Below are 20012 nucleotides of genomic sequence, written 5' to 3' on the forward strand. Positions count from 1 at the left end.
CTATGCCTCAATTCGCTGCCAACCTTTCCATGCTCTACCCCGAACTCGATTTTCTCGACCGCTTTGAAGCGGCCGCGAAAGATGGCTTCAAGGCGGTCGAGTACCTGTTCCCTTATGCCTACGAGAGTCACGAGCTTGCGGCGCGTCTGCAGGCCCATGACCTGCAGCAAGTGCTGTTCAATGCGCCGCCTGGCGACTGGGACCAGGGCGAGCGCGGCCTGGCCTGCCTGCCGGGACGTGAGGCCGAGTTCCGCACCGGCATCGCCAAGGCGCTGGCCTACGCGGCGGCGCTGAACTGCCCGCGCGTCCATGTCATGGCCGGCCTGCTGCCCGCGGGCATGGAGCGCGAGGCCCTGCGCCCGACCTATGTGGGCAACCTGCGCTGGGCCGCGGCCGAGGCGGCTAAGCAGGGCGTCGATGTGCTGATCGAGCCCATCAACACGCGCGACATTCCGCGTTTCTTTCTGAACCGGCAGGACCATGCGCATGAACTGATCGCCGAGATTGGCGCGCCCAATGTCAAGGTGCAGTTCGACCTGTACCACTGCCAGATCGTCGAGGGCGATGTGGCCATGAAGATCCGCCAATACCTGCCCACCGGCCGGGTCGGCCATTTCCAGATCGCCGGCGTGCCCGAGCGGCACGAACCCGACGTGGGCGAGATGAACTACCCCTACCTGTTCAAGGTGATCGACGAGGTGGCGCAGCAATGCGGCTGGACCGGCTGGGTTGGCTGTGAATACCGGCCCAGCCGTGGCGCCCAGCCTGGCGGTACGTCGGCGGGCCTGGGCTGGATGAAGGCGAACGCGAAAGCCAGCCCCTAAGCTGCGCAGCGAAACGTCAGGTTGATGCGCTGCCGTCCCAGCCGGGGATGCTCGCCCTCCGCCAGCGGCGCCACCCCGTGGTAGGCCAGCCGCGACGGGCCGCCCCACACCGCCACGTCGCCGTGGACCAGTTGGTAACGCGTGGGGCGGTCTGTGCGCCGCGTGCCGCCAAACAAAAACACGGCAGGCAAACCCAGCGACACCGACACGATGGGCGCGCTCAGGTCGCTCTCGTCCCGGTCCTGGTGCAGCGACAGGCGCGCGCCGGGTTCGTAACGGTTGATCAGGCAGGCATCGGGCCTGAAGTCATTGAAACCGGCCTCGGCCGCCGCGCGCAGCGCCAGATCGGCAAAGCAGCCGGGCATGGGCGGCCAGGGCTGGCCGGACAGCGGGTCGGTGCTGGTGTAGCGGTAACCGCTGCGGCTGGAGGTCCAGCCCAGCGCGCCGCAATTGCTCATGGCCACCGTCATGGTGTAGCCGCCCGGCGTGACCAGATGGCGCAGCGGCGCGGCCGCGATCACCTGCGCCACCGCTTCCAGCAATGCCGCGTCGACAGCGCCGGCAAAGCCGCGCAGCAGCACGGCACCGGGCGCCATCAGCTCCGGCGCAACATAGGGCAGCGGCTCTTCCTCGAACAGGTTTTGGGTCACAGGCTTTCCCCCAAGCGGTTACTGGGCGTCATGAAAAATGATACCCAGGGTGTGGCGCTGGCCGGAGTGCAGCTGGCTGACGCCATGCCGCATCGTGACGCGGTAAAAGCCCCGTGTGCCCCGCACCGGGCGCTGGTGCACCGCGAACAGCACGGCATCGCCCTGCGTCAACGGCACCACTTCGGCGCGCGATTGCATGCGCGGGCGCTGCTCGGTCAGCACAAATTCGCCGCCGCGGAAGTCTTCACCGGGCCGCGACAGCAGCACCGCCACCTGGATCGGAAAAACATGCTCGCCATACAGGTCCTGGTGCAGGCAGTTGTAGTCGCCCGGCCCGTATTGCAGCAGCAGGGGTGTGGGCCGCTCCTGGCCGGCCGCATGGCAACGCGCCAGAAAACTGGCGTGGTCGTCGGGATAGCGCACCTCAATGCCCATGGCCTCGTTCCAGGCATTGGCCAGGCCCACCAACTCGGGGTACAGCGTGGCGCGCAGCCGGGCCACGGTCTCGGGCAAGGGATAGCTGAAATACTGGTACTCGCCCTGGCCAAAACCGTGGCGCTGCATCACGACGCGGCTGCGAAAATGCCGGCTTTCTGGGTAGAGCTTGACGAGGGCCAGGCACTCCGCAGCGCTAAGCAGCTGCGGGATGACGGTGCTGCCCTGGCAGTTCAGCTCGGCAATGGTGTCGGCCCAGCAGGGGGTGGCTGGCGCAAGGTGTGAGGTGAACAAATCCATGCCTCAGCATAAATCGGCGCATCCGCTAGAACTCGCCGGATTCGGACGTTTCATTCAAGCGCTTCAGGCGGCCAGCTCGCTCAGGATGGGGCAGTCCGGCCGGCTGTTGCCCTGGCAGCAATGCGCCAGATGCTGCAGGGTTTGCTTCATCGCCGCCATCTCGGCAATGCGCCGTTCCAGATCCGCCACATGGGCCAGCGCGATGCGTTTGACGTCGGCGCTGGCGCGGCGCTTGTTTTGCCAGAGCTTGAGCAGCTCGGCGATCTCGGCCATGCTGAAGCCCAGGGCGCGAGCCCGCCGTATAAAGCTCAGGGTGTGAACTTCCTTTTCGCCATACTGACGGTAGCCCGCGTCGGTGCGTTGCACGGCCGGAAGCAGGCCCTGCGACTCATAGTGGCGGATCATCTTGGCCGACACGCCGGAGCGGCTGGCCGCCTCGCCGATGTTGAAGGGGTCGCTTGCCGTGAGATCGTGGCTCATTGGATGCTTCCTTTCCAGCGGCGCAGCAGCAAGGCATTCATCACCACGCTGAAGCTGCTAAAGGCCATGGCGGCGCCCGCTATCACCGGACTCAGCAGGCCCAAAGCCGCCAGCGGAATGCCGACCACGTTGTAGGCAAAGGCCCAGAACAGGTTTTGCCGAATCTTGGCGTAGCTGCGGCGCGAGATGTCGATGGCATCGGCCACCAGCGCCGGGTTGCCGCGCATCAGCGTGATGCCGGCCGCATGCATGGCGACATCGGTGCCGGTGGCCATGGCGATGCCCACATCGGCCGCCGCCAGCGCCGGCGCGTCGTTGATGCCGTCGCCCACCATGGCCACGCATCCCGCTTCACGCCTGAGCCCGTCAACGATGGCGGCCTTGTCTTCGGGCAGGACCTGGGCATGCACCCGGTCCATGCCCAGCTGTGCGGCCACCGCCTGGGCGCTGCCGTGGTTGTCGCCGGTGACCAGCGCTGTTTGAACGCCCAGCGCATGCAGGCGTGCAATGGCCGCTGCGGCGCTGCTTTTCAGCGTGTCGCCAAAGGCCAGCAGGCCCAGCAGCAGTGGCTTGTCGGTCTCGGTGACATCGGCCAGCCACGACACGGTGCGGCCCGCCGCCTCCAGCGCCTGCGCGCGCGCGGCAAAGTCGCCGAGTTCCACCCCCAGCTCCTGCATGAAGCGCGGGCTGCCGAGCCGCAACTCGCGCCCCGCTACCTGCGCCGACATGCCGCGCCCGGCCACCGCGCGCAGCTGCGTGGCGGCCGGAATGCTGAGCCGGTCCTGGTTTGCCGCCTTGGTGACGGCTTTCGCCAGCGGGTGTTCGCTGCCGGCCTGAATCGCGGCGCTTTGTGCCAGCAAGGCCGCGCGCGTGATGCCGTTCGCCTCCAGCGCCACCAGCTCGGGATGGCCTTGCGTCAGCGTGCCGGTCTTGTCAAACGCCACCACTTTGAGCCTGTGCGCGACTTCCAGCGCCTCGGCGTCCTTGATCAAAATGCCGTGCCGCGCCGCCACGCCGGTGCCGGCCATGATGGCCGTGGGCGTGGCCAGGCCCAGCGCGCAGGGGCAGGCAATCACCAGCACGGCCACGGCATTGAGGATGGCGGCCTCCCAGTTACCGGTGCCCAGGCCCCAGCCCAGCAGCGTGATGAAAGCGATGCCCATGACGACCGGCACAAACACGGCGCTGACCTGGTCCACCAGGCGCTGGATCGGCGCCTTTTTGGCCTGGGCCGACTCCACCAGCCGCACAATGCGCGCCAGCGTGGACTCTGCGCCCACTGCCGTCGTGCGCACCAGCAGCAGGCCCTCGGCATTGACCGCGCCGCCGGTGACGCGGTCGCCCACCTGCTTGTGCACCGGCAGGCTCTCGCCGGTGATCAGCGACTCATCGACCTGGCTGGCGCCTTCGGTGATCTCGCCGTCCACCGCAATGCGCTCGCCGGGCCGCACGACGATGAGGTCGCCCACCGCCAGCCGCGACACGGCGACTTCTTCGTCCATGCCCTGGCTGCGCCGGCGGGCCGTTTCGGGCCGCAGCGCGTTCAGCGCCCGGATCGCCGCGGTGGTCTGGCGCTTGGCGCGCGCCTCCATCCATTTGCCCAGCAGCACCAGCGTGATCACGACGGCCGAGGCCTCGAAATAAAGGTGGGGCATGCCGTGATCGGCGTGCACCAGCAACTGGTAGACGCTGAGACCATAGGCGGCCGAGGTGCCCAGGGCGATCAGCAAATCCATGTTGCCGGTTTTGGCGCGCAGCGCCTTGAAGCCGGCGCGGTAAAAACGCGCGCCCAGCCAGAACTGCACCGGCGTGGCCAGCAGCCATTGCAGCCAGCCGTCCAGCATCCAGTCCCGGCCCACCAACATGCCCAGCATGGGCAGCAGCAGCGGAGCCGACAGCGCCGCCGCCACCAGGATGGGCCAGATGGCGGCACCGGGCTTTTCGGTTGTCTGGGCCGCAGCGCTGGCGTCGTCCAGGGCGCGGGCCTGGTAGCCGGCTTTGTCCACCGCCGCCAGCAGCTGCGCCAAGGTGGCCGAGGCGCCTGCGATTTTCACCTCCGCCGTTTCGGTGGCGAGGTTGACCTCGGCCTGCAGCACGCCCGGCACCTGGCGCAGGGCTTTTTCCACCCGCCCCACGCAGGACGCGCAGCTCATGCCCTCAATCGCTAGCCGCAAGGCCTGCTGGCCCACGGCGTAACCGGCTTTTTCGACGGCGGCCTTCAGGGTTTGCAGGCTGACCCCGGGCCCGGCCTTCACGCGGGCCTGCTCGGTCGCGAAATTCACGCTCGCCTCGGCCACGCCAGTGACCGCGCTGAGCGAACGTTCTACCCGCGCCACGCAGGAGGCGCAGGTCATGCCTTCCACCGGAAACTGCCATTCGGCCAGGCCGGTGGCGGGTGTCTGCAGGCTGGCGGTGAGGTTCATGTTCGAGCTCCGTGTCGGTCGGTGAAAGTTTGAAGGGGCATGGAACGAAGTCTGAACCTTACCATCGTGGCAGGGTCAAGCCAGCGCCCACAATAGCCGATATGGCACAAGGGCATTGATGGCCGGCCGTTGACCTTGCCCCCGTGGCAAGCTTCAGACTTCGGCCAGCAGACATCAACTTTCAACCGTTCAAGGAGCTATTTATGGAATTCAACGTCCCCGCCATGAGCTGCGGCCACTGCGTCAGCGCCGTCACCAACGCCGTGAAGCAAGCCGACCCCGACGCCCAGGTCAGCGTTGACCTGGACACGAAAAAAGTGACGGTGCAGACCACGCAAGACCGGGAGACTGTGGCTGCGGCGCTGGCTGAAGCGGGTTATCCGGTGCAGTGAAGGAAGTCTGGGTCTTCTTAAGCATTTTGTGGCCACAGCCCAGGCACTGCGGGCGCAAGAAGCTATTAAATTTATAGCAAAATTGAGCTTCAACGGCTGTTCTGGCTGAGCTTGTCGAAGGGGCTAAGCCTCGCTTGAGTTCGTCGCAGCGCCCTTTGCGACCAGGCCAGACCAGAAACGACCTCAATCAGCTATTGAATGAATAGCAAGTAGCTGGTGAATGGCTGCGGCTGGAAGCGCCTTACACAGACCGGGTGATTCCGCCATCGACCCGCAGGTTCTGCCCGGTGATGTAGCCCGCGCCTTCGGACGCCAGAAAGCCGATCACAGCCGCAATCTCCTGGGTTTTCCCGTATCGCTTCATGGGAATCCGGTCTCGGAATTCCTGCTTTTCCGGCAGGCTGTCAATAAATCCCGGCAGCACGTTGTTCATGCGAATGTTCTCTGCCGCGTATCTGTCTGCGAACAGCTTGGTGTAGGCGGCAAGTCCCGCCCGGAACACCGCGGAAGTCGGAAACACCGGGTCGGGCTCGAACGCCGCGAAGGTGGATATGTTGATGATCACACCGGATTTCTGTTTCTGCATGATGGGCGTGACCAGGCGGGCCGGGCGAACCACATTGAGAAAGTAGACCTCCAGCCCTCTGTGCCAATCCTCGTCGGAAATATCGAGTATCGGCGCCCTGGGCCCATGGCCTGCGCTGTTGACGAGCACATCGACACGACCCCAGGTGTCCATCACCAGATCGACCAGTCGCTTGAGATCCTCATTCGACTGGTTGGAGCCCGTCACGCCGAGGCCGCCAAGCGCCTTCGCCAAAGCCTCGCCTTGGCCGGAGGAGGACAAAATGGCCACACGGAAGCCGTCGGCGGCCAGCTTGCGTGCGGCCCCGGCGCCCATGCCGCTTCCGCCGGCGGTGACGATGGCGACTTTTTCTGCTGTCATAAGCTGCTCTCCTGCGTTGAAAACGAGGACTTTACTTGAGCAGGCCAGCCATGGGCGACCGCTTGACGCAGTCCCCCGGGCTGGAAAATGGGCGATGAATGCCCCTTGGCCGTCTGGCCTGGCCCCCCGATAGAATGAACCTCCCCTTTTCACGCCCCTGCCTATGACCGACCGTTTTGCCGTACTCCCTCAATACCTTATTCCCAAGCAGGCGCTGACGGCGTTTGCAGGCTATGTAGCAGGGCGTGAGCGCGGCTGGGTCACCACTGAAATCATTCGGCGCTTTGTCGCCAGATACCAGGTGAACATGGATGAGGCGCTGAATTCCGACATCGCCGGCTACCCCACCTTCAACGATTTCTTCACGCGCGCGCTCAAGCCCGGCGCGCGGCCCCTGGCACAGGCCGAGCTGGTTTGCCCGGTCGACGGCGCCATCAGCCAGTTTGGCACTATCGAGCAGGACCAGATTTTTCAGGCCAAGGGCCATAGCTACTCCACCACGGCGCTGGTCGGCGGTGATGCGGCGCTGGCGGCGCAGTACCAGGATGGCAGCTTTGCCACGCTGTACCTGAGTCCCAAGGACTACCACCGCATCCACATGCCCTGCGAGGGGCGGCTGAGCCGCATGATCCATGTGCCGGGCGAGCTGTTTTCCGTGAATCCGGTGACCGCGCGTGGCGTGCCCGGGCTGTTCGCGCGCAACGAGCGTGTGGTCTGCGTGTTTGAGTCCGCGCGCGGTCCGTTCGTGCTGATCCTGGTCGGCGCGACGATTGTCGGCAGCATGGCCACGGTGTGGCACGGCGTGGTGAATCCGCCGCGCGGCAAGGTGGTGCGCGAGTGGCATTACGGCGCGGGTACTGAGCCCGCCATCGTGCTGAAACAGGGCCAGGAGATGGGCCGCTTCCTGCTGGGCTCCACCGTCGTCATGCTGTTTCCCAAAGCGCCGCTGCGCTTCAATCCCGACTGGGCGCCGGGCCGCGGCGTGCGCCTGGGCGAGGCCATGGCCAGCTACGGCTAGGGGCCGGCCTTTTCAAGCGGCTGGCTCGAAGCCCAGCCGCGACAGCAGGGCCATCGCCGCCGCGGGCGCCTTCTCCTTGGCGCCGTTGATGAAATAGATGAACACATCGCGCGGGCCAGCAGGCTGCGGCTCGCTCAGGCTGGGCAGGTCATCGGGTGCGCCGCCGGCGGCCCAAATGCGGGCGCGCCCGGCCCAGGCGTCCAGTGCCGAATCCGCGTAGCCCGCGGCCAGGCCGGCCTCGCTCAGCATCAGCCGGGCATAGACAAAATCACCGGTCAGGTCGGCAAACGACGGAAATTTGTCGGCGTCGGTGAACACCGTGGCCACCTGGTAGCGGCGCGCCAGCGCCAGATAGTCCGGCGTCATGAAGCTCTCGTGGCGCACGTCCACCACGTGACGCAGCGCCTGTCCGTCAGTCTGCCGCGGCAACAGCGCCAGAAAGGCTTCGAAGTCCGGCGCCTCAAACACCTTGCCGGGCATGAACTGCCAGACGATGGGGCCGAGCTTGCGGCCCAGCTCGCTGATGCCGCTCTCGACAAAACGGGTGATGGAGTCGCCGGCATCGGCCAGCACCCGGCGGTTGGTCGCATAACGCGAGGCCTTGAGCGAAAAAACGAAATCGTCAGGCGTCTCGTCATGCCATTTTTTAAAGCTGGCGGGTTTGAGCGTGCCGTAATAGGTGCCGTTGACTTCAATGGCAGTCAGCCGGCGGCTGGCGTAGGAGAGTTCCCGGCTGTGCGGCAGGCCTTGCGGGAAGAAGTTGTTGCGCCAGGGTTCGTAGGTCCAGCCGCCCACGCCCACGCGGATGCGCCGGGCCGCCGGGGCTTGAACAGCGCCAGGCGCAGATTCCGGATGGCTGGAAGAAGGGGGCATGGCGGATTTCGGGGCATTCGGTCAGCGCCCATCTTCGGCGCCGGCCAGCGCAAGCCCTGTAGGCCGAGGCCGCAAAAATCAAATACCTGGGTGATCGGCTGTGCGGCATGCCGTGGCATGGTGCTGGCCGGAGGCGTAAAGTACGCCCTTGCGCAGCAACGTCGCTGACCTTCTCATTTTCGGAGTCCTTCAATGAACGCCCCCTTGCACCGCGAGATTCCCGCCAGCGTCCTCAACGCCGCCCAGGCCCTTTCCCAGATCACGGCCCAGTGGGATGGCGACATCGTCAAGCAGCTGACCGACTACATCGCCATTCCCGCCAAGTCCCCCACCTTTGACAGCGACTGGGCGCAGCACGGCTACATCGACACCGTCATCCGCAACGCGGCGGCCTGGGTCGAGGCCCAGAAGGTCGAGGGGCTGAAGCTGGAGATCGTGCGCCTGGAAGGCCGCACGCCGGTGCTGTTTTTTGAAATCCCGGCCACGCGCGCCGATTCCACGCAAACCGTGCTGATGTATGGCCACCTCGACAAGCAGCCTGAGTTCACCGGCTGGCGCAATGACCTGGGCCCGTGGACGCCCAAATACGAGGACGGCAAGCTGTACGGCCGCGGCGCCGCCGATGACGGCTACGCGGTCTATGCCAGCATTGCCGCCGTGCAGGCGCTTAAAAGCCAGGGCGTGGCGCATCCGCGCATCGTCGGCCTGATTGAAACCTGCGAGGAAAGCGGCTCCTACGACCTGCTGCCCTATGTCAACGCCCTGCGCGAGCGCCTCGGCGAGGTCGCGTTAGTGGTCTGCCTCGATTCAGGCGCCGGCAACTACGACCAGCTGTGGCTGACCACCAGCCTGCGCGGCAACGCGGCGGGCGTGCTCAAGGTCGAGGTGCTGACCGAGGGCGTGCACTCGGGCGACGCCAGCGGCCTGGTGCCGTCCAGCTTTCGCATCCTGCGCCAGGTGCTGGACCGCCTGGAAGACAGCAAGACCGGCCGCCTGCTGCCGCAAAGCTTTCATTGCGAAATCCCGGCCGAGCGGCTGGCCCAGGCCCAGGCCACGGCCAAAATCCTCGGTGACGAAATTTACAAACGCTTTCCGTGGGCGCATTACGACTGTCAGGGCTCGACCAGTTTTGCCCTGCCCACCACCACCGATCCGGTGGAGGCGCTGCTCAACCGCACCTGGCGGCCCACGCTCAGCGTGACCGGTGCCGAGGGCTTTCCGGCGCTCAAGGACGCCGGCAATGTGCTGCGCCCCTACACCGCCTTCAAGCTCTCGCTGCGCTTTCCGCCGCTGATCGACGCCGGCGCGGCGGTGCAGGAGCTCAAGGCCCTGCTGGAAGACAACGCGCCCTACCAGGCCAAGGTCACCTTTGAAAGCAATGGCGGCGCCACCGGCTGGAATGCGCCCAGCACGGCGCCCTGGTTTGAAAATGCGCTGAACGACGCGTCGCAGAGTTTCTTTGGCGCGCCCTGCGGCACGATTGGCCAGGGCGGCACGATTCCGCTGATGGGCCTGCTCAGCCAGGGCTTTCCCAAGGCGCAAATGATGGTTTGCGGCGTGCTGGGCCCCAAGAGCAATGCGCACGGGCCCAACGAATTTTTGAACGTGCCCTATGCCAAGAAGCTGACCGCCGCCGTCGCCCATGTGATGGCCCGGGTGCCTGGCTGAATCTGCGTGCCCGGTCTCGCATTCAACCGCACCCTGTAAGGCGCGGTTTTTTTCAAGCCAGGCGCCGGCAGCATGCATTCCACGGTTTTAGCGCCCTTCACCACCCGCGACGGCGAAAACCTGGCGCTTTACGAGTGGCCGATCGACGCCTGGGACAGTGAAATGGGCCAGGATGCACCGCCGCCCCGCGCGGTGGTGCTGATTGTTCACGGCCTGGGCGAGCATGCCAGCCGCTACGAGCATGTGGCGAGCCGGCTGCTCGACTGGGGTTTTGCGGTGCGCGCCTATGACCAGCGCGGCCATGGGGAATCGGGGGGCGCGCGCGGCGTGCTGCCCAATGACACCGCCCTGCTCGACGATCTGGCGGAGATCGTTGACGACACGCGGCTGCACCGCCGGCACCTGCCGCATGGGGCTGGCGGCGCAGACGGCTCACCCCTGCCCTTGATTCTGCTCGGGCACAGCCTGGGCGGCCTGGTGGTGAGCCGCTTTGTCGCGCTCAACATGCGCCCGGTCGACGGTCTGGTGATGTCGTCGTCGGCACTCGATGCCGGGCTCAACGGATTGCAGAAACTGTTGCTGGCCGTGATGCCGACACTGGCGCCCAATCTTTGCGTGGGCAATGGGCTGGATGCCCGCTACCTTTCCCACGACCCCAAGGTCGTTCAACGCTATCTGGCCGACCGGCGGGTGCACAACAAAATTTCTGCGCGCCTGGGCAAGTTCATCGCCGACGCCGGCCCGGCCACGGTCGCGGCGGCGGCCCGCTGGCGCACGCCCACCCTGCTGATGTATGCCGGTGCCGACCGGCTCGTCAATCCCGCGGGCAGCCGTGCTTTTGCCGAAACTGCCGCCAGTTCGCCCGCCGTCAAACCGGGGATGGTAAGCACCAAATGCTTTGACGGCTTCTACCACGAGCTCTTCAACGAGGTCGACGCAGCCCCGGTGTTTGATGTGCTCAAAGCCTGGCTGGATGCCCGCTTTTGAATAAAAATGGTTGTAGTACAAGCAAATAGTGCATGAGCAGCTATTTAATTGATAGCGACTGGTGAGGAATTTAATCTGGCGAGATTCAGCTTTCTTGCAATCGACCGCCCGGCATAACCATCAAGCCGCCTGAGCTGAAATGCTCAGCTGGCCAGTTCCAGCTCGGCGGCCATGGTGAACCAGCGGACACCCAACGCCATCGCATCGTCGTTGAAGTCGTAGCGCGGGTGATGCAAAGGCGCATCCGCGCCGTTGCCACGTCCCTGGCCCAGCCATAGGTAAGCGCCTGGCCGCGCATTCAGCATGAACGCAAAATCTTCGGAAGTGAACGCGGGACGGGCCGCAAGCTCTGCGCGCAAACCTGCGGCGGCTGCGGCCTGCAGGGCCAGCGCCGAGTGCGGGGCGCTGTTGACGGTGGCTGGGTAGTAGCGGGTGTATTTCACCTCGATATCGGTTCCGCTGGCCATCGCGATGCCCTGGGCAGTCTGCCTCAGCGCCGCTTCAATGCGGTCCTGAGTGCCGGGATCGAAGCTGCGCACCGTGCCCTTGATGCCCACGCTGGCGGGCAGTACGTTGTGGGAGGTGCCGCCCTCGATGCGCGTCACCGACAGGACGGCGGACTCACCGGGATCGATGCGGCGCGAGATGATGGTGTGCAGCTGTGTTACCAGGGTGCTCGCGGCCAGCACGGCATCGGCCGTGTGATGCGGCTGGGCCGCATGGCCGCCGCGCCCGGACACGTTGATGTCGAACCGGTCGGCCGCGGCCATGATGGCGCCGGGCCGGGTCTGCGCCGTGCCCAGCGGCAAGTCGGGCCAGTTGTGCAGGGCGTAGACCGCGTCGCACGGAAAGCGGTCGAACAGACCATCCTCGACCATGGCTTTCGCGCCACCACGGCCTTCCTCCGCAGGCTGAAAGATGAAGTGCACGGTGCCGTCGAAGCGCCGCGTGCGCGCCAGCTGTCTCGCGGCGCCCAGCAGCATGCTGGTGTGCCCGTCATGCCCGCAGCCATGATGGATGCCGGCCGTGGTGCTGGCATGCGCCAGCCCGCTTTGCTCGGTGACGGGCAGCGCGTCCATGTCGGCGCGCAGGCCCACGCTGCGTGAGCCGCTGCCATGGCGCAATACGCCCACCACGCCTGTTCCGCCTATGCCTTCGTGAACCTCCAGCCCGGACTCGCGCAAGGCGCCAGCCACGATGCTTGCCGTACGGTGTTCGTTGAAAGCCAGTTCTGGATGGGCGTGCAGGTCGTGCCGCAGCGCGATGAGTTCCGGCAGCAGGTCCTCGACGTCATCCGGTGCGTGGAAATGCTGCATGGCTCAGGCCGCGGCATCCACGGCGTCGGCCAGCTGGGCGAGGGTATGGAAGTGGAAATCGGGTGTCGTGATCTGCTTGACGGCCAGCGTGCCGCCAAAGCCGGGCTGGCCATGGCGCCGTTCGATCCAGCAGGTCGAAAGGCCCAGGCTTTTCGCCACGCCGATGTCGTGGTACTGGCTTTGCGCCACATGCAGGTTGTCGGCCTGGCTGAAGCCGCGCGTGCTCAGGAGGCCGCGTGCAAATGAGAAGAAACGCGGGTCCGGCTTTTCGCACCGGGCATCGTCGCACGTCACGCTGTCGTCGAAGGGCATGCCCAGCGTCCGCTCAAAATGGTTCAGGGCCCAGCGCTGCGCATTGGTCATCGCCACGAGCTTGAAGCGTTTGCGAAGGCGCTGCAGCGCCTGCACCGAATCGGCGAAAGCCGGCCATTGGGCGGCCGAGTCGCGCAGGCCCTTGGCCAGTTCCGGCGTATCGGGCAGGCCGACGGCGGCCGCCACCTCGCCCCACACGCGCACAAGGTCATCGGGAAAGGCGCCGCTGTGGTCGCTGGCGCGCGCGGCGCGGTATGCGGCAAGGAAATCGTCGTCGCTTACGGTGGCGTCAGGCACGGCATGGTGCAGATAGTCAAGCATGCCGCGTTCGAAGTCGATCAACGTGCCCACCACGTCGAACGTGAGGACCTTGAAATCTTGCAGGGACATAGTGGTGAAACTCCTTGAAAAAAAAGAAACCGCCGGACTTAGTGATTCCGCCGGTGCTGGGACTGGTACTGGCCCGGCGTCATGCTGCACAGGTGCTTGAAGCGGCGCGAAAGGTGGCTCTGGTCGCAAAAGCCGACGGCGCTCGCGACGCTGGCCAGGGGCATGCCCTGGCGCAGCAAGGCCTGCGCATGGCGCACGCGCCGGCTGCAGATATAGCGGTGCGGTGACACCCCCACGCGCTCGCGAAACACCGTGGCAAAGCGCCACACGCTCAGGCCGACCATGGCCGCCAGGCTTTCCAGTGGCAAGGGTTCACCCAAGTGCGTGTCGATGTGCGCCAGGACGCCGTCAAGCCTGCAGGCGGGGGGCGGTGTTTGGGGTATCTGGGGTATCCGGGAATGGGAAGGCATGTCGACAGCTTAGGCCGGCCACGCCGACGATGGCACCGTAAGTGGCGCCCGGTGCGGCAGGCCATTGCGAATTGAGGCGCCTGGTGCGCAGATCGTGCCGGAATCGAAAGCGCGACAAGAGCGTCCAATCCCGCAAGGGAGTGCGCCGCTACGCTGGGCCGTCTTCCATTTTTTTGTTCACAAATCCATGTCCATCCAGATTCTTTCCCAAAGCGCCACCCTGTCCCCGCTCAATGACCAGGGCGTCGTCGGCCGTCCCCTGAGCGAGCCGCCGTGCCGGATGCGCGGCCTCGATATCACCCTGGCCGGTGCCGGCAACAACGGCTGCGGCCTCTGGGAATGCAACCCCGGCCGCTTCGAGCGGCAGATTGCCGAGGCCGAGGTGATGCATATCCTCTCGGGCATCTGCAGTTTCACCCCGACGGGCGGCGAGCCGCTGGAAATCACGGCAGGCGACACGCTTTTCTTTCCCGCCAACACCACCGGGGTGTGGCACATCCGCGAGACGCTGCGCAAGGTGTACGTGGTGTTCGCCTCACAGGCCTGAAAACCGCACGAACGGCAATGAAGCGGCCTTCCGCCTAGCCGCCCCAAGGAAGGCATGCCCCTCGGGGGGCACCGCATTACACGCAGTGAAAATGATGACCGTGCGTCGCGCGATACAACCTCCCCTTCCCGCAGGGGCCGCGGAACCGGCTTTGCCGGGCCGCAGGCGCAGCGCCCCCTCGGGGGGCAGCGAGGACACGCAGTGCCGAGCGTGGGGGCTCATGCCTCCAGCCAGACGTGTTCAGCAAAGGCATAGCCCATCAGGCCGCCCACTGGAATCGACGACAGGCCCTTGAGTTTCTTCGAGTGGGCGTCGATGCTGGCCAGGAATAGCGGGATGCCAATGCCGCCCTGCTCGTGAACCATCACCTGCATGTCGGCGTACATCTTGTTGCGCTTGGCAATGTCTGTCTCGGCACGCGCGGCCAGCAGCAGCTGGTCGAACTTGTCGTTTTTCCAGCCAGACTCATTCCAGGCCGCGTCAGACTTGAAGAATTGCGTGAACAGTGTGTCCGCACTCGGGCGGGGATTGACGCTGCCGAAGCCTATGGGGCTCTTCATCCAGTGATTGGCCCAGTAGCCGTCGGCGGGCATGCGCTTGACGTCCAGGTTCAAGCCCAGCTTCTGCGCGGTTTGTTGCATGACAAGAGCAATTTCCACAGAATAGTCCGCGGCCGGCGAAGCCACAATAGGCACCGGGCTGCTGCCGAGGTTGGCTTTCTTCAGATGGAACTTGGCTTTGTCAAGGTCGAAAGGCCGCTGCGGCAGGCCGGCGAAGTAGAAACGGTTGGTCGGATCGATCGGCTGATCGTTGGCAATCACCGAATGACCCAGCGTGATCGAACGCTTTATCTGCTCACGATCCATCATGTATTTCATGGCCAGCACGAAGTCAGGATTGGCGCCCGGACCACCGTCGCGGCGCATCACCAGATCCGTGTACAGCCCCGCCTGAGTTTCAAAGATCGTATGACCGGCCGAGTCGCGCACGCGCTGCACGGAGCGCGGATTGACCGCGGCGACAAGATCCAGATCGCCGGACAGCATTGCGTTGACGCGCGCGCCTTCGTCGCCGATGCCCACGTACTCGATCTCGTCGAGGTAGGGGCGGCCCGGCTTCCAGTAGGCCTCGTTGCGCACCGAGATTGAGCGTACACCAGGCTTGAATTCCTTGATTTTGTAGGGACCCGTGCCTATGCCTGCAGTGAAGTCGGTCGTGCCGTCCTTGACAATGTGGAAGTGGAACGTGCCGAGGACGACTGGCAGGTCGGCGTTGGGCGCCGTGAGCCGGATGGTGACTTCATTCGGGCCAGTCGCCTTCACGTCGTCCATCTGATCGGCCAGGACCTTGGCTTTGGAGCCCGTCGCAGGGTCCTTGTGGCGCATGAGTGAAAACACAACATCGGCCGGCGTCAGTGGCTTCCCATCATGGAACTGCACGCCCTTGCGCAGCTTGAAGACCCAGGTAATGGCGTCCTTGGTGAAGAACTCTTCTGCCAGCGCCGGCTGCGGCGTCAGGCTGCCGTCCAGCACTGTCAAACCGTTGTAGGACATATTGCAACGGATATAGTCGCTGTGATTGGACTGTCTGGCAGGATCCAGCGTATCGCTCACGGCGGCGGTATGGCCAGCCACCCGAATACGCCCGCCGCGGCGCGGGGTCTGCGCATGGGCGGCGCCGGCCATGCCCGCAATGCTGCCGGCCAACGCGGCCTGCATGCCGCCGGCCATGAGCATCGCGAGCACGTCGCGTCGGCTGGCGCCGCGTTGCATCGCATTCATCATGCGCATGCTTTCCTGGGGGCCGATCAGGGCTTGCAGTTTCTTGCTCTCGTTCATGGCGGATCTCCTGGAGTGGTGGGGGTTAACAAGGGAAGGGATGGTTCAGGACAGTTTTTGCAAGCAATCTTCCACTTCTTGCAAGTGCGGCGCAGAGCGTTCTTCAGCACATCGAGAAATGGCTTCCAGGCGTCGAGTTCCTTTGACACGGCCGGCGACGGCCCCACCGTAGCGCTGATGCTCATAGCGTGAATCCATTGACAGGCGATCGATCGCGGCTTTCAGCCGCAAAATTTGCGCATCGCGCGCAGCCAGTTGCCGCCAACCAGCGCCTCAACATCGTCGGCCGAATAGCCGCGGTCGAACAGTCCTTGCGTGAAGTTCGGCATCTTGCGCACAGACTCGACGCCGATCGGGTACGACTGACGGCCAAACGCCGACAGCGGACCGAAGATGTCCGGGCGGCGCGTGCGCCAGGTCACCACGCTGGGCGGCGCCACCACCGCTGCCTGCTCCTGGAACGCTTCGACATAATCCATGCCGATGCCGACGTGTTCAACGCCAACCAGCTTGACGAAGTGGTCGAGGTGATTGAGCAAGTCGTCCAGGGTGGGCGTCTCGTCGGACAGCGATTGCGGCAAGCCGCACACGCCGATCATTCCGCCCTTGGCGGCCATGGCCTTGACCGTCGCGTCGGTTGTGTTGCGGCCGTTGGCGCGCAGCGCGTCACTGTTCGAATGGGTGCATACCGGCGCGCGCGCCAGCATGGTGGCCTCGGCGCGCGTGCGGTGGCCGCAGTGCGACAGGTCGAGCATCAGCGGCAGCGTATTGGCTAGCGCGATCAGTTCCTCGCCGAGGTAGGTGAGGCCTGCGTCGCGTTTCTCGCCGCAGCCGTCGCCCAGCGCGTTGGCCGTTGTGTAGGCCAGACCGAGGAAGCGCAGGCCCATGCGCGCCATGGCCTCCAGGCGCCAGAACTGGTCTGAGTCCTCGATCATGCTGGCGCCCTGGGTGCCGATCACGATGCCAAGCTTGCCCTTCTCCTGGGCGGCCAACACGTCGTTGGCAGTCTTGCACAGCATCAGCAGCGGGCTCTTGTCGATCTTGGACAGGTGGCGTTCGAAGTTGTGCAGCGTCTTGTCCCAGTTCTCCTCCAGCGCGAAGGTCACGTTGGCGGCGTTGACGCCGCCTTCGAGCGCGCGCTGGGTGTATTTCTCGTCGAGCACATAGGCGATCGCCAGGCCGTCGAACACGAGGCTGGTTTCGTGGAAGCGGCGCGTCTGGCCGTCAGCGATCAGGGCTTCAGCGGGATGGGCGGTAACGGACATGGGGAACTCCAGAAGAAAATGGTTTGAAATCAGGCAGCGGCCTTCGCCGGTGCCGAAGAGTTGTAGCCCGCGCTCAGTGGCGAGGCGGCGAAACGCTGGATGTGAAAGGGTTCGATGGGCGTGCTGGTGGCACCCGTGTCAATCAGTTCAGCCATGACATCGCCGACGCCGGGGCCGAGCTGGAAGCCATGCCCGCAGAAACCAAAGGCGTAGTACAGGCCGCTGGCACGGGCGCTGGGACCCATCACCGGCAGCTCGTCGCGCAGGTAGCCCTCGATGCCACTCCACGTTCGCAGCAGCTGCAGCTTGCCCAGACCCGGCGCCAGCCGGCGCAGTTCGCGCAACTGGCGCAGCGTGTTCTCGGGCAGCACGTAGGCACGCTTCAGGTCCGGGTAGGCCGGGCCGCGCAGACCACCACCGAACACGATGTTGCCGCGTTTGACCTGGCGAAAGTACACCACCTCGTGCGGCACCTTGCTCGACACACCCACCACCGGAATGATGCCGTAGGGCATCGGCTCGCTGACGCCCATCGTGGGACCATGCGGCGTCATCGGCACCGGCTCGCCGAAGGCGGCCGACAGCTTGTCGCCCCAGGCGCCGGCGCAGATCAGCGCCGCCGGGGCGCGCACCGTGCGGCCGTCAGCGGTCTGCACGCGGAAGTCCTCTCCTTCCTTCTCGACCGACAGCACCTCGCAGTTCTCCATCACCTGGGCGCCTTCGCGCTTGGCCGCGCGGCCGAAGGCGGGCGCTGCCAGGCGGGGGTTGGCATGCCCATCGTTGGGCGAGTAGGAGCCGCAGATCACCTCCGGGCCGAAAAACGGAAAGCGGCGGCGGAACTCGCTACCGCCGACGATCTCGAGATCGAGCCCCCAGCCGCGGGCGTCGGCGGCGTACTTCTCGACCACCGCGGCCTGCGCCTCGTCGTAGACGCCGCGCACATGGCCGGTGGCCAGGAACTCGGCGTCGTCGCCGATCAACTCTTTCATTTGGCCCCAGATGGCGCGCGAGCGATGCGCCAGCGGCAACTGCGGCAGGAAGCGGCCTTGCCTGCGCACGTTGCCGAAGTTCACGCCGCTGGCCTGCTGGCCGACCAGGCCGCGCTCGAGCAGGATCACCGAGCGGCCGCGCTTGCGCAGGAAGAAGGCGCTGGACGCACCCATCAGCCCGCCGCCAATGATGACGACATCGGCTCTCAATTCTTGTCCCATCAGGCGACTCCCCCCGCGGCTTCGAGGGCCGCCATCGGCAGCGGCTTCACCGGGCCTTGCCCGCGCAGCCGGCCCACCATCTCGATCGGCACGCCAGCCGCATGCGCCACGACCTCGGCCGCGGCATGGCCGCAGTACCGACCCTGGCAGCGGCCCATGCCGACGCGGCTGAAGGCCTTGGTGCGGTTCATCTCGCAGCCACCCATCTCGGTGACGGCGCGGCGCAGTTCCCCGGCGGTGATGGTTTCGCAGCGGCACACCACCGCAGCGTCGGGCAGCGTGGCAGCCTGCTCGTGCGGCCACGGGAAAGCCTGAAGCAGCCCTCGGCGGAAACGGTCCATCTTCTCGAGCGTGCGGCGCAGCGCCGTTATCTTGTCCTGCGGCACCTGGTGGCCGAGGTCGGACAGCACCGCCAGTGCAGCCAGGCGGCCTGCGGCCTCGGCGCCGTCAGCGCCAAGGAGGCGCGCACCGTCGCCGGCCAGGTAGACGCCGGCCATGCTGCTGCGGCCGTCGACATCGATCTTGGGCAGCCACTGTCTCGACTCGGCGTCAAAGCGGAACGCGCACCGCGCCAGGTCGGCGAGCTGGGTTTCGGCGCGCAGGTGGTAGCCGAGGCTTACCGCGTCGCAGTCGAAGCTCAGCTCGCGGCCCTTGCCATCACGCACGACCACGCCCTGCACGCCGGCTTCGGGCGTGCCCCTGATGCGCAACGGCGTCACGCCGGTGTGTACTTCGACACCGGACCTGCGCAGCGCGGCGGTCAACAACATGCCCTTGATCAGCACGTCGGGCCGGGCTGCCAATGCGGGCAAGGCGCGCAGGCGCCGGCTGAAGGCCGAGGTGTCGAGCACGGCTAGCACCTTGGCGCCAGCCTTCACATACTGCAAGGCCACCAGGTAGAGCAGCGGGCCCGTGCCCATGAAGACCACGCGCCGTCCGATCGCGCAGGCCTGGGACTTGAGCGCAATCTGCGCCGCGCCGAGGCTGTAGCAGCCGGCCAGGTTCCAGCCCTCGACCGGCATCAGGCGGTCGGTGGCCCCACTGCACGCGACCAGGGCGTCGTAGCGCAGCGTCTCGGTATGCGTGTGGTCATGCACCACGTGCAGCTTGCCCGCCGTCACGTTCCAGGCCAGCGTCTCGGGTCGGTAGTCAATCTGCGGACGCAGCGCGTCGAAGCTGCGGTGCAAGTCCTCGGCCTTGGCCGCTTCGGTGCCGTACAGCGCGGCATAGACCCGTTTGAAGCCCTCAGGTTGACGGCGGTAGATCTGCCCGCCGTCGCGGCGGCCCTCCTCAATCAAGATGGGCTTGAGGCCCGCCTCGACTAGCGTCTGTGCGCATCGCACGCCCGCCGGCCCGGCGCCGACGACGATCACGCGTGCTTGGGCCATGACACCTCCGGTGGGTGGGTGACAATGCGCAAGCCTTCGCGCACGGCGGTGGTGCAGGCGCGCAGCCGTTCGCCGTCTTCGGTCCAGACCCAGCAGTCCTGGCAGGCGCCCATCAGGCAGAAGCCCGATCGCACGCCGTCACCGAATTCAGAGTGGCGCAAATGACCGAGGTTGCCGAGCAACGCGACCATCAGGGTGTCACCTTCGAGCGCGCTGATCGTGCGGCCGTTGGCCTGCAACTGGACCGATGCGCGAGCCGTCTCGGCGAGGCGGATGAAACGCCCCGTATTCATGCGGCGCTGCCGCCGTGGCGGTGAGGTAAGAAGTTCATGGAAACAA

20 protein-coding genes are annotated in these 20012 nt (G+C 65.8%); 6 read left to right on the forward strand and 14 right to left on the reverse strand.

Annotated features, from left to right (window positions below; genetic code table 11):
* Positions 1-2 precede the first annotated feature (2 nt).
* Entirely contained in the window at positions 3-824 is an 822-nt protein-coding gene (gene otnI, locus PJE01S_RS12375; RefSeq protein ID WP_068833936.1) for a 2-oxo-tetronate isomerase, read from the forward strand.
* Here otnI and alkB read toward each other — a convergent pair.
* The 4 genes from alkB to PJE01S_RS12395 all read right to left on the reverse strand — a co-directional run bounded on the left by alkB (position 821) and on the right by PJE01S_RS12395 (position 5112).
* Positions 821-1474, reverse strand: a complete 654-nt coding sequence (alkB, locus tag PJE01S_RS12380; protein WP_084389502.1) for a DNA oxidative demethylase AlkB — start codon at positions 1472-1474, stop codon at positions 821-823. The genes otnI and alkB overlap by 4 nt on opposite strands.
* Before the next feature lie 18 nt (positions 1475-1492).
* Complete coding sequence (locus PJE01S_RS12385; protein WP_068833937.1) at positions 1493-2209, reverse strand: 2OG-Fe(II) oxygenase; 717 nt, start codon at positions 2207-2209, stop codon at positions 1493-1495.
* A 63-nt stretch (positions 2210-2272) separates the two neighbouring features.
* A complete protein-coding gene (gene cueR, locus PJE01S_RS12390; RefSeq protein WP_068833938.1) occupies positions 2273-2689 on the reverse strand; it encodes a Cu(I)-responsive transcriptional regulator in 417 nt (138 codons plus the stop codon).
* A complete protein-coding gene (locus PJE01S_RS12395) occupies positions 2686-5112 on the reverse strand; it encodes a heavy metal translocating P-type ATPase (RefSeq protein WP_068833939.1) in 2427 nt (808 codons plus the stop codon). The genes cueR and PJE01S_RS12395 overlap by 4 nt, the downstream gene beginning before the upstream one ends.
* Positions 5113-5315: 203 nt before the next feature.
* Between PJE01S_RS12395 and PJE01S_RS12400 the strand changes: the two genes are divergently transcribed.
* Positions 5316-5504 (forward strand): heavy-metal-associated domain-containing protein, encoded by a 189-nt coding sequence (locus PJE01S_RS12400; RefSeq protein ID WP_068833940.1) that lies wholly within the window; start codon positions 5316-5318, stop codon positions 5502-5504.
* A 241-nt stretch (positions 5505-5745) separates the two neighbouring features.
* On the opposite strand, the gene PJE01S_RS12405 is transcribed toward PJE01S_RS12400, so the two are convergent.
* On the reverse strand, positions 5746-6450 hold the full coding sequence (locus tag PJE01S_RS12405; RefSeq protein WP_068833941.1) for an SDR family oxidoreductase: 705 nt from the start codon (positions 6448-6450) through the stop codon (positions 5746-5748).
* A 163-nt stretch (positions 6451-6613) separates the two neighbouring features.
* On the opposite strand from PJE01S_RS12405, the gene asd reads away from it, so the two are divergent.
* Positions 6614-7468, forward strand: coding sequence for an archaetidylserine decarboxylase (asd, locus tag PJE01S_RS12410; RefSeq protein WP_068833942.1), 855 nt, complete (start codon positions 6614-6616; stop codon positions 7466-7468).
* Positions 7469-7480: 12 nt separating this feature from the next.
* Here asd and PJE01S_RS12415 read toward each other — a convergent pair whose 3' ends face one another.
* Positions 7481-8341, reverse strand: coding sequence for a DUF72 domain-containing protein (locus tag PJE01S_RS12415; RefSeq protein ID WP_068833943.1), 861 nt, complete (start codon positions 8339-8341; stop codon positions 7481-7483).
* Between the two features lie 192 nt (positions 8342-8533).
* Between PJE01S_RS12415 and PJE01S_RS12420 the strand changes: the two genes are divergently transcribed.
* Positions 8534-10009 carry a M20 family metallopeptidase gene (locus tag PJE01S_RS12420; RefSeq protein WP_068833944.1) on the forward strand — a complete coding sequence of 492 codons (1476 nt, stop codon included), beginning with the start codon at positions 8534-8536 and terminating at the stop codon, positions 10007-10009.
* Between the two features lie 72 nt (positions 10010-10081).
* Positions 10082-10996 carry an alpha/beta hydrolase gene (locus PJE01S_RS12425; protein ID WP_068833945.1) on the forward strand — a complete coding sequence of 305 codons (915 nt, stop codon included), beginning with the start codon at positions 10082-10084 and terminating at the stop codon, positions 10994-10996.
* A gap of 143 nt (positions 10997-11139) precedes the next feature.
* Here the strand turns inward: PJE01S_RS12425 and PJE01S_RS12430 are convergent, their stop codons facing one another.
* Genes PJE01S_RS12430 through PJE01S_RS12440 form a run of 3 tightly spaced genes read right to left on the reverse strand, consistent with a single transcriptional unit; the run spans position 11140 to position 13424 of the window.
* Complete coding sequence (locus PJE01S_RS12430) at positions 11140-12312, reverse strand: M20 aminoacylase family protein (protein ID WP_068833946.1); 1173 nt, start codon at positions 12310-12312, stop codon at positions 11140-11142.
* Between the two features lie 3 nt (positions 12313-12315).
* Entirely contained in the window at positions 12316-13014 is a 699-nt protein-coding gene (locus PJE01S_RS12435) for an HAD-IA family hydrolase (RefSeq protein ID WP_068833947.1), read from the reverse strand.
* Positions 13015-13052: 38 nt separating this feature from the next.
* Entirely contained in the window at positions 13053-13424 is a 372-nt protein-coding gene (locus tag PJE01S_RS12440) for a helix-turn-helix domain-containing protein (protein WP_068833948.1), read from the reverse strand.
* A gap of 187 nt (positions 13425-13611) precedes the next feature.
* Between PJE01S_RS12440 and PJE01S_RS12445 the strand changes: the two genes are divergently transcribed.
* Positions 13612-13971: a cupin domain-containing protein gene (locus PJE01S_RS12445; protein WP_068833949.1), complete on the forward strand. Its 360-nt coding sequence runs from the start codon at positions 13612-13614 to the stop codon at positions 13969-13971.
* Positions 13972-14189: 218 nt separating this feature from the next.
* Here the strand turns inward: PJE01S_RS12445 and PJE01S_RS12450 are convergent, their stop codons facing one another.
* From PJE01S_RS12450 to PJE01S_RS12470, 5 genes are all read right to left on the reverse strand, one after another.
* Complete coding sequence (locus PJE01S_RS12450; protein WP_068833950.1) at positions 14190-15809, reverse strand: ABC transporter substrate-binding protein; 1620 nt, start codon at positions 15807-15809, stop codon at positions 14190-14192.
* Between the two features lie 221 nt (positions 15810-16030).
* A complete protein-coding gene (locus PJE01S_RS12455; protein WP_068833951.1) occupies positions 16031-17074 on the reverse strand; it encodes a membrane dipeptidase in 1044 nt (347 codons plus the stop codon).
* Between the two features lie 29 nt (positions 17075-17103).
* Positions 17104-18285, reverse strand: coding sequence for an NAD(P)/FAD-dependent oxidoreductase (locus PJE01S_RS12460; protein ID WP_068833952.1), 1182 nt, complete (start codon positions 18283-18285; stop codon positions 17104-17106).
* The gene (locus tag PJE01S_RS12465) at positions 18285-19673 is read right to left on the reverse strand and encodes an FAD/NAD(P)-dependent oxidoreductase (protein ID WP_068833953.1); all 1389 of its coding nucleotides are present in this window, start codon (positions 19671-19673) and stop codon (positions 18285-18287) included. The genes PJE01S_RS12460 and PJE01S_RS12465 overlap by 1 nt, the downstream gene beginning before the upstream one ends.
* Complete coding sequence (locus tag PJE01S_RS12470) at positions 19655-19966, reverse strand: (2Fe-2S)-binding protein (RefSeq protein WP_068833954.1); 312 nt, start codon at positions 19964-19966, stop codon at positions 19655-19657. The genes PJE01S_RS12465 and PJE01S_RS12470 overlap by 19 nt, the downstream gene beginning before the upstream one ends.
* Positions 19967-20012: the final 46 nt, after the last annotated feature.

The sequence above is a fragment of the Polaromonas jejuensis NBRC 106434 genome (assembly GCF_001598235.1).
In the GTDB taxonomy this organism is placed as follows: domain Bacteria; phylum Pseudomonadota; class Gammaproteobacteria; order Burkholderiales; family Burkholderiaceae_C; genus Polaromonas; species Polaromonas jejuensis.

Excerpts from the sequence above, each read along its gene's own strand:
- PJE01S_RS12385 (WP_068833937.1), bottom strand. The coding sequence starts at position 2,209 with ATGGATTTGTTCACCTCACACCTTGCGCCAGCCACCCCCTGCTGGGCC.
- PJE01S_RS12450 (WP_068833950.1), bottom strand. The coding sequence starts at position 15,809 with ATGAACGAGAGCAAGAAACTGCAAGCCCTGATCGGCCCCCAGGAAAGC.
- PJE01S_RS12470 (WP_068833954.1), bottom strand. The coding sequence starts at position 19,966 with ATGAATACGGGGCGTTTCATCCGCCTCGCCGAGACGGCTCGCGCATCG.
- PJE01S_RS12445 (WP_068833949.1), top strand. The coding sequence starts at position 13,612 with ATGTCCATCCAGATTCTTTCCCAAAGCGCCACCCTGTCCCCGCTCAAT.
- PJE01S_RS12455 (WP_068833951.1), bottom strand. The coding sequence starts at position 17,074 with ATGTCCGTTACCGCCCATCCCGCTGAAGCCCTGATCGCTGACGGCCAG.
- PJE01S_RS12400 (WP_068833940.1), top strand. The coding sequence starts at position 5,316 with ATGGAATTCAACGTCCCCGCCATGAGCTGCGGCCACTGCGTCAGCGCC.
- asd (WP_068833942.1), top strand. The coding sequence starts at position 6,614 with ATGACCGACCGTTTTGCCGTACTCCCTCAATACCTTATTCCCAAGCAG.
- PJE01S_RS12435 (WP_068833947.1), bottom strand. The coding sequence starts at position 13,014 with ATGTCCCTGCAAGATTTCAAGGTCCTCACGTTCGACGTGGTGGGCACG.
- PJE01S_RS12405 (WP_068833941.1), bottom strand. The coding sequence starts at position 6,450 with ATGACAGCAGAAAAAGTCGCCATCGTCACCGCCGGCGGAAGCGGCATG.
- PJE01S_RS12430 (WP_068833946.1), bottom strand. The coding sequence starts at position 12,312 with ATGCAGCATTTCCACGCACCGGATGACGTCGAGGACCTGCTGCCGGAA.
- cueR (WP_068833938.1), bottom strand. The coding sequence starts at position 2,689 with ATGAGCCACGATCTCACGGCAAGCGACCCCTTCAACATCGGCGAGGCG.
- PJE01S_RS12415 (WP_068833943.1), bottom strand. The coding sequence starts at position 8,341 with ATGCCCCCTTCTTCCAGCCATCCGGAATCTGCGCCTGGCGCTGTTCAA.
- PJE01S_RS12440 (WP_068833948.1), bottom strand. The coding sequence starts at position 13,424 with ATGCCTTCCCATTCCCGGATACCCCAGATACCCCAAACACCGCCCCCC.
- PJE01S_RS12460 (WP_068833952.1), bottom strand. The coding sequence starts at position 18,285 with ATGGGACAAGAATTGAGAGCCGATGTCGTCATCATTGGCGGCGGGCTG.
- PJE01S_RS12395 (WP_068833939.1), bottom strand. The coding sequence starts at position 5,112 with ATGAACCTCACCGCCAGCCTGCAGACACCCGCCACCGGCCTGGCCGAA.
- otnI (WP_068833936.1), top strand. The coding sequence starts at position 3 with ATGCCTCAATTCGCTGCCAACCTTTCCATGCTCTACCCCGAACTCGAT.
- PJE01S_RS12420 (WP_068833944.1), top strand. The coding sequence starts at position 8,534 with ATGAACGCCCCCTTGCACCGCGAGATTCCCGCCAGCGTCCTCAACGCC.
- PJE01S_RS12465 (WP_068833953.1), bottom strand. The coding sequence starts at position 19,673 with ATGGCCCAAGCACGCGTGATCGTCGTCGGCGCCGGGCCGGCGGGCGTG.
- PJE01S_RS12425 (WP_068833945.1), top strand. The coding sequence starts at position 10,082 with ATGCATTCCACGGTTTTAGCGCCCTTCACCACCCGCGACGGCGAAAAC.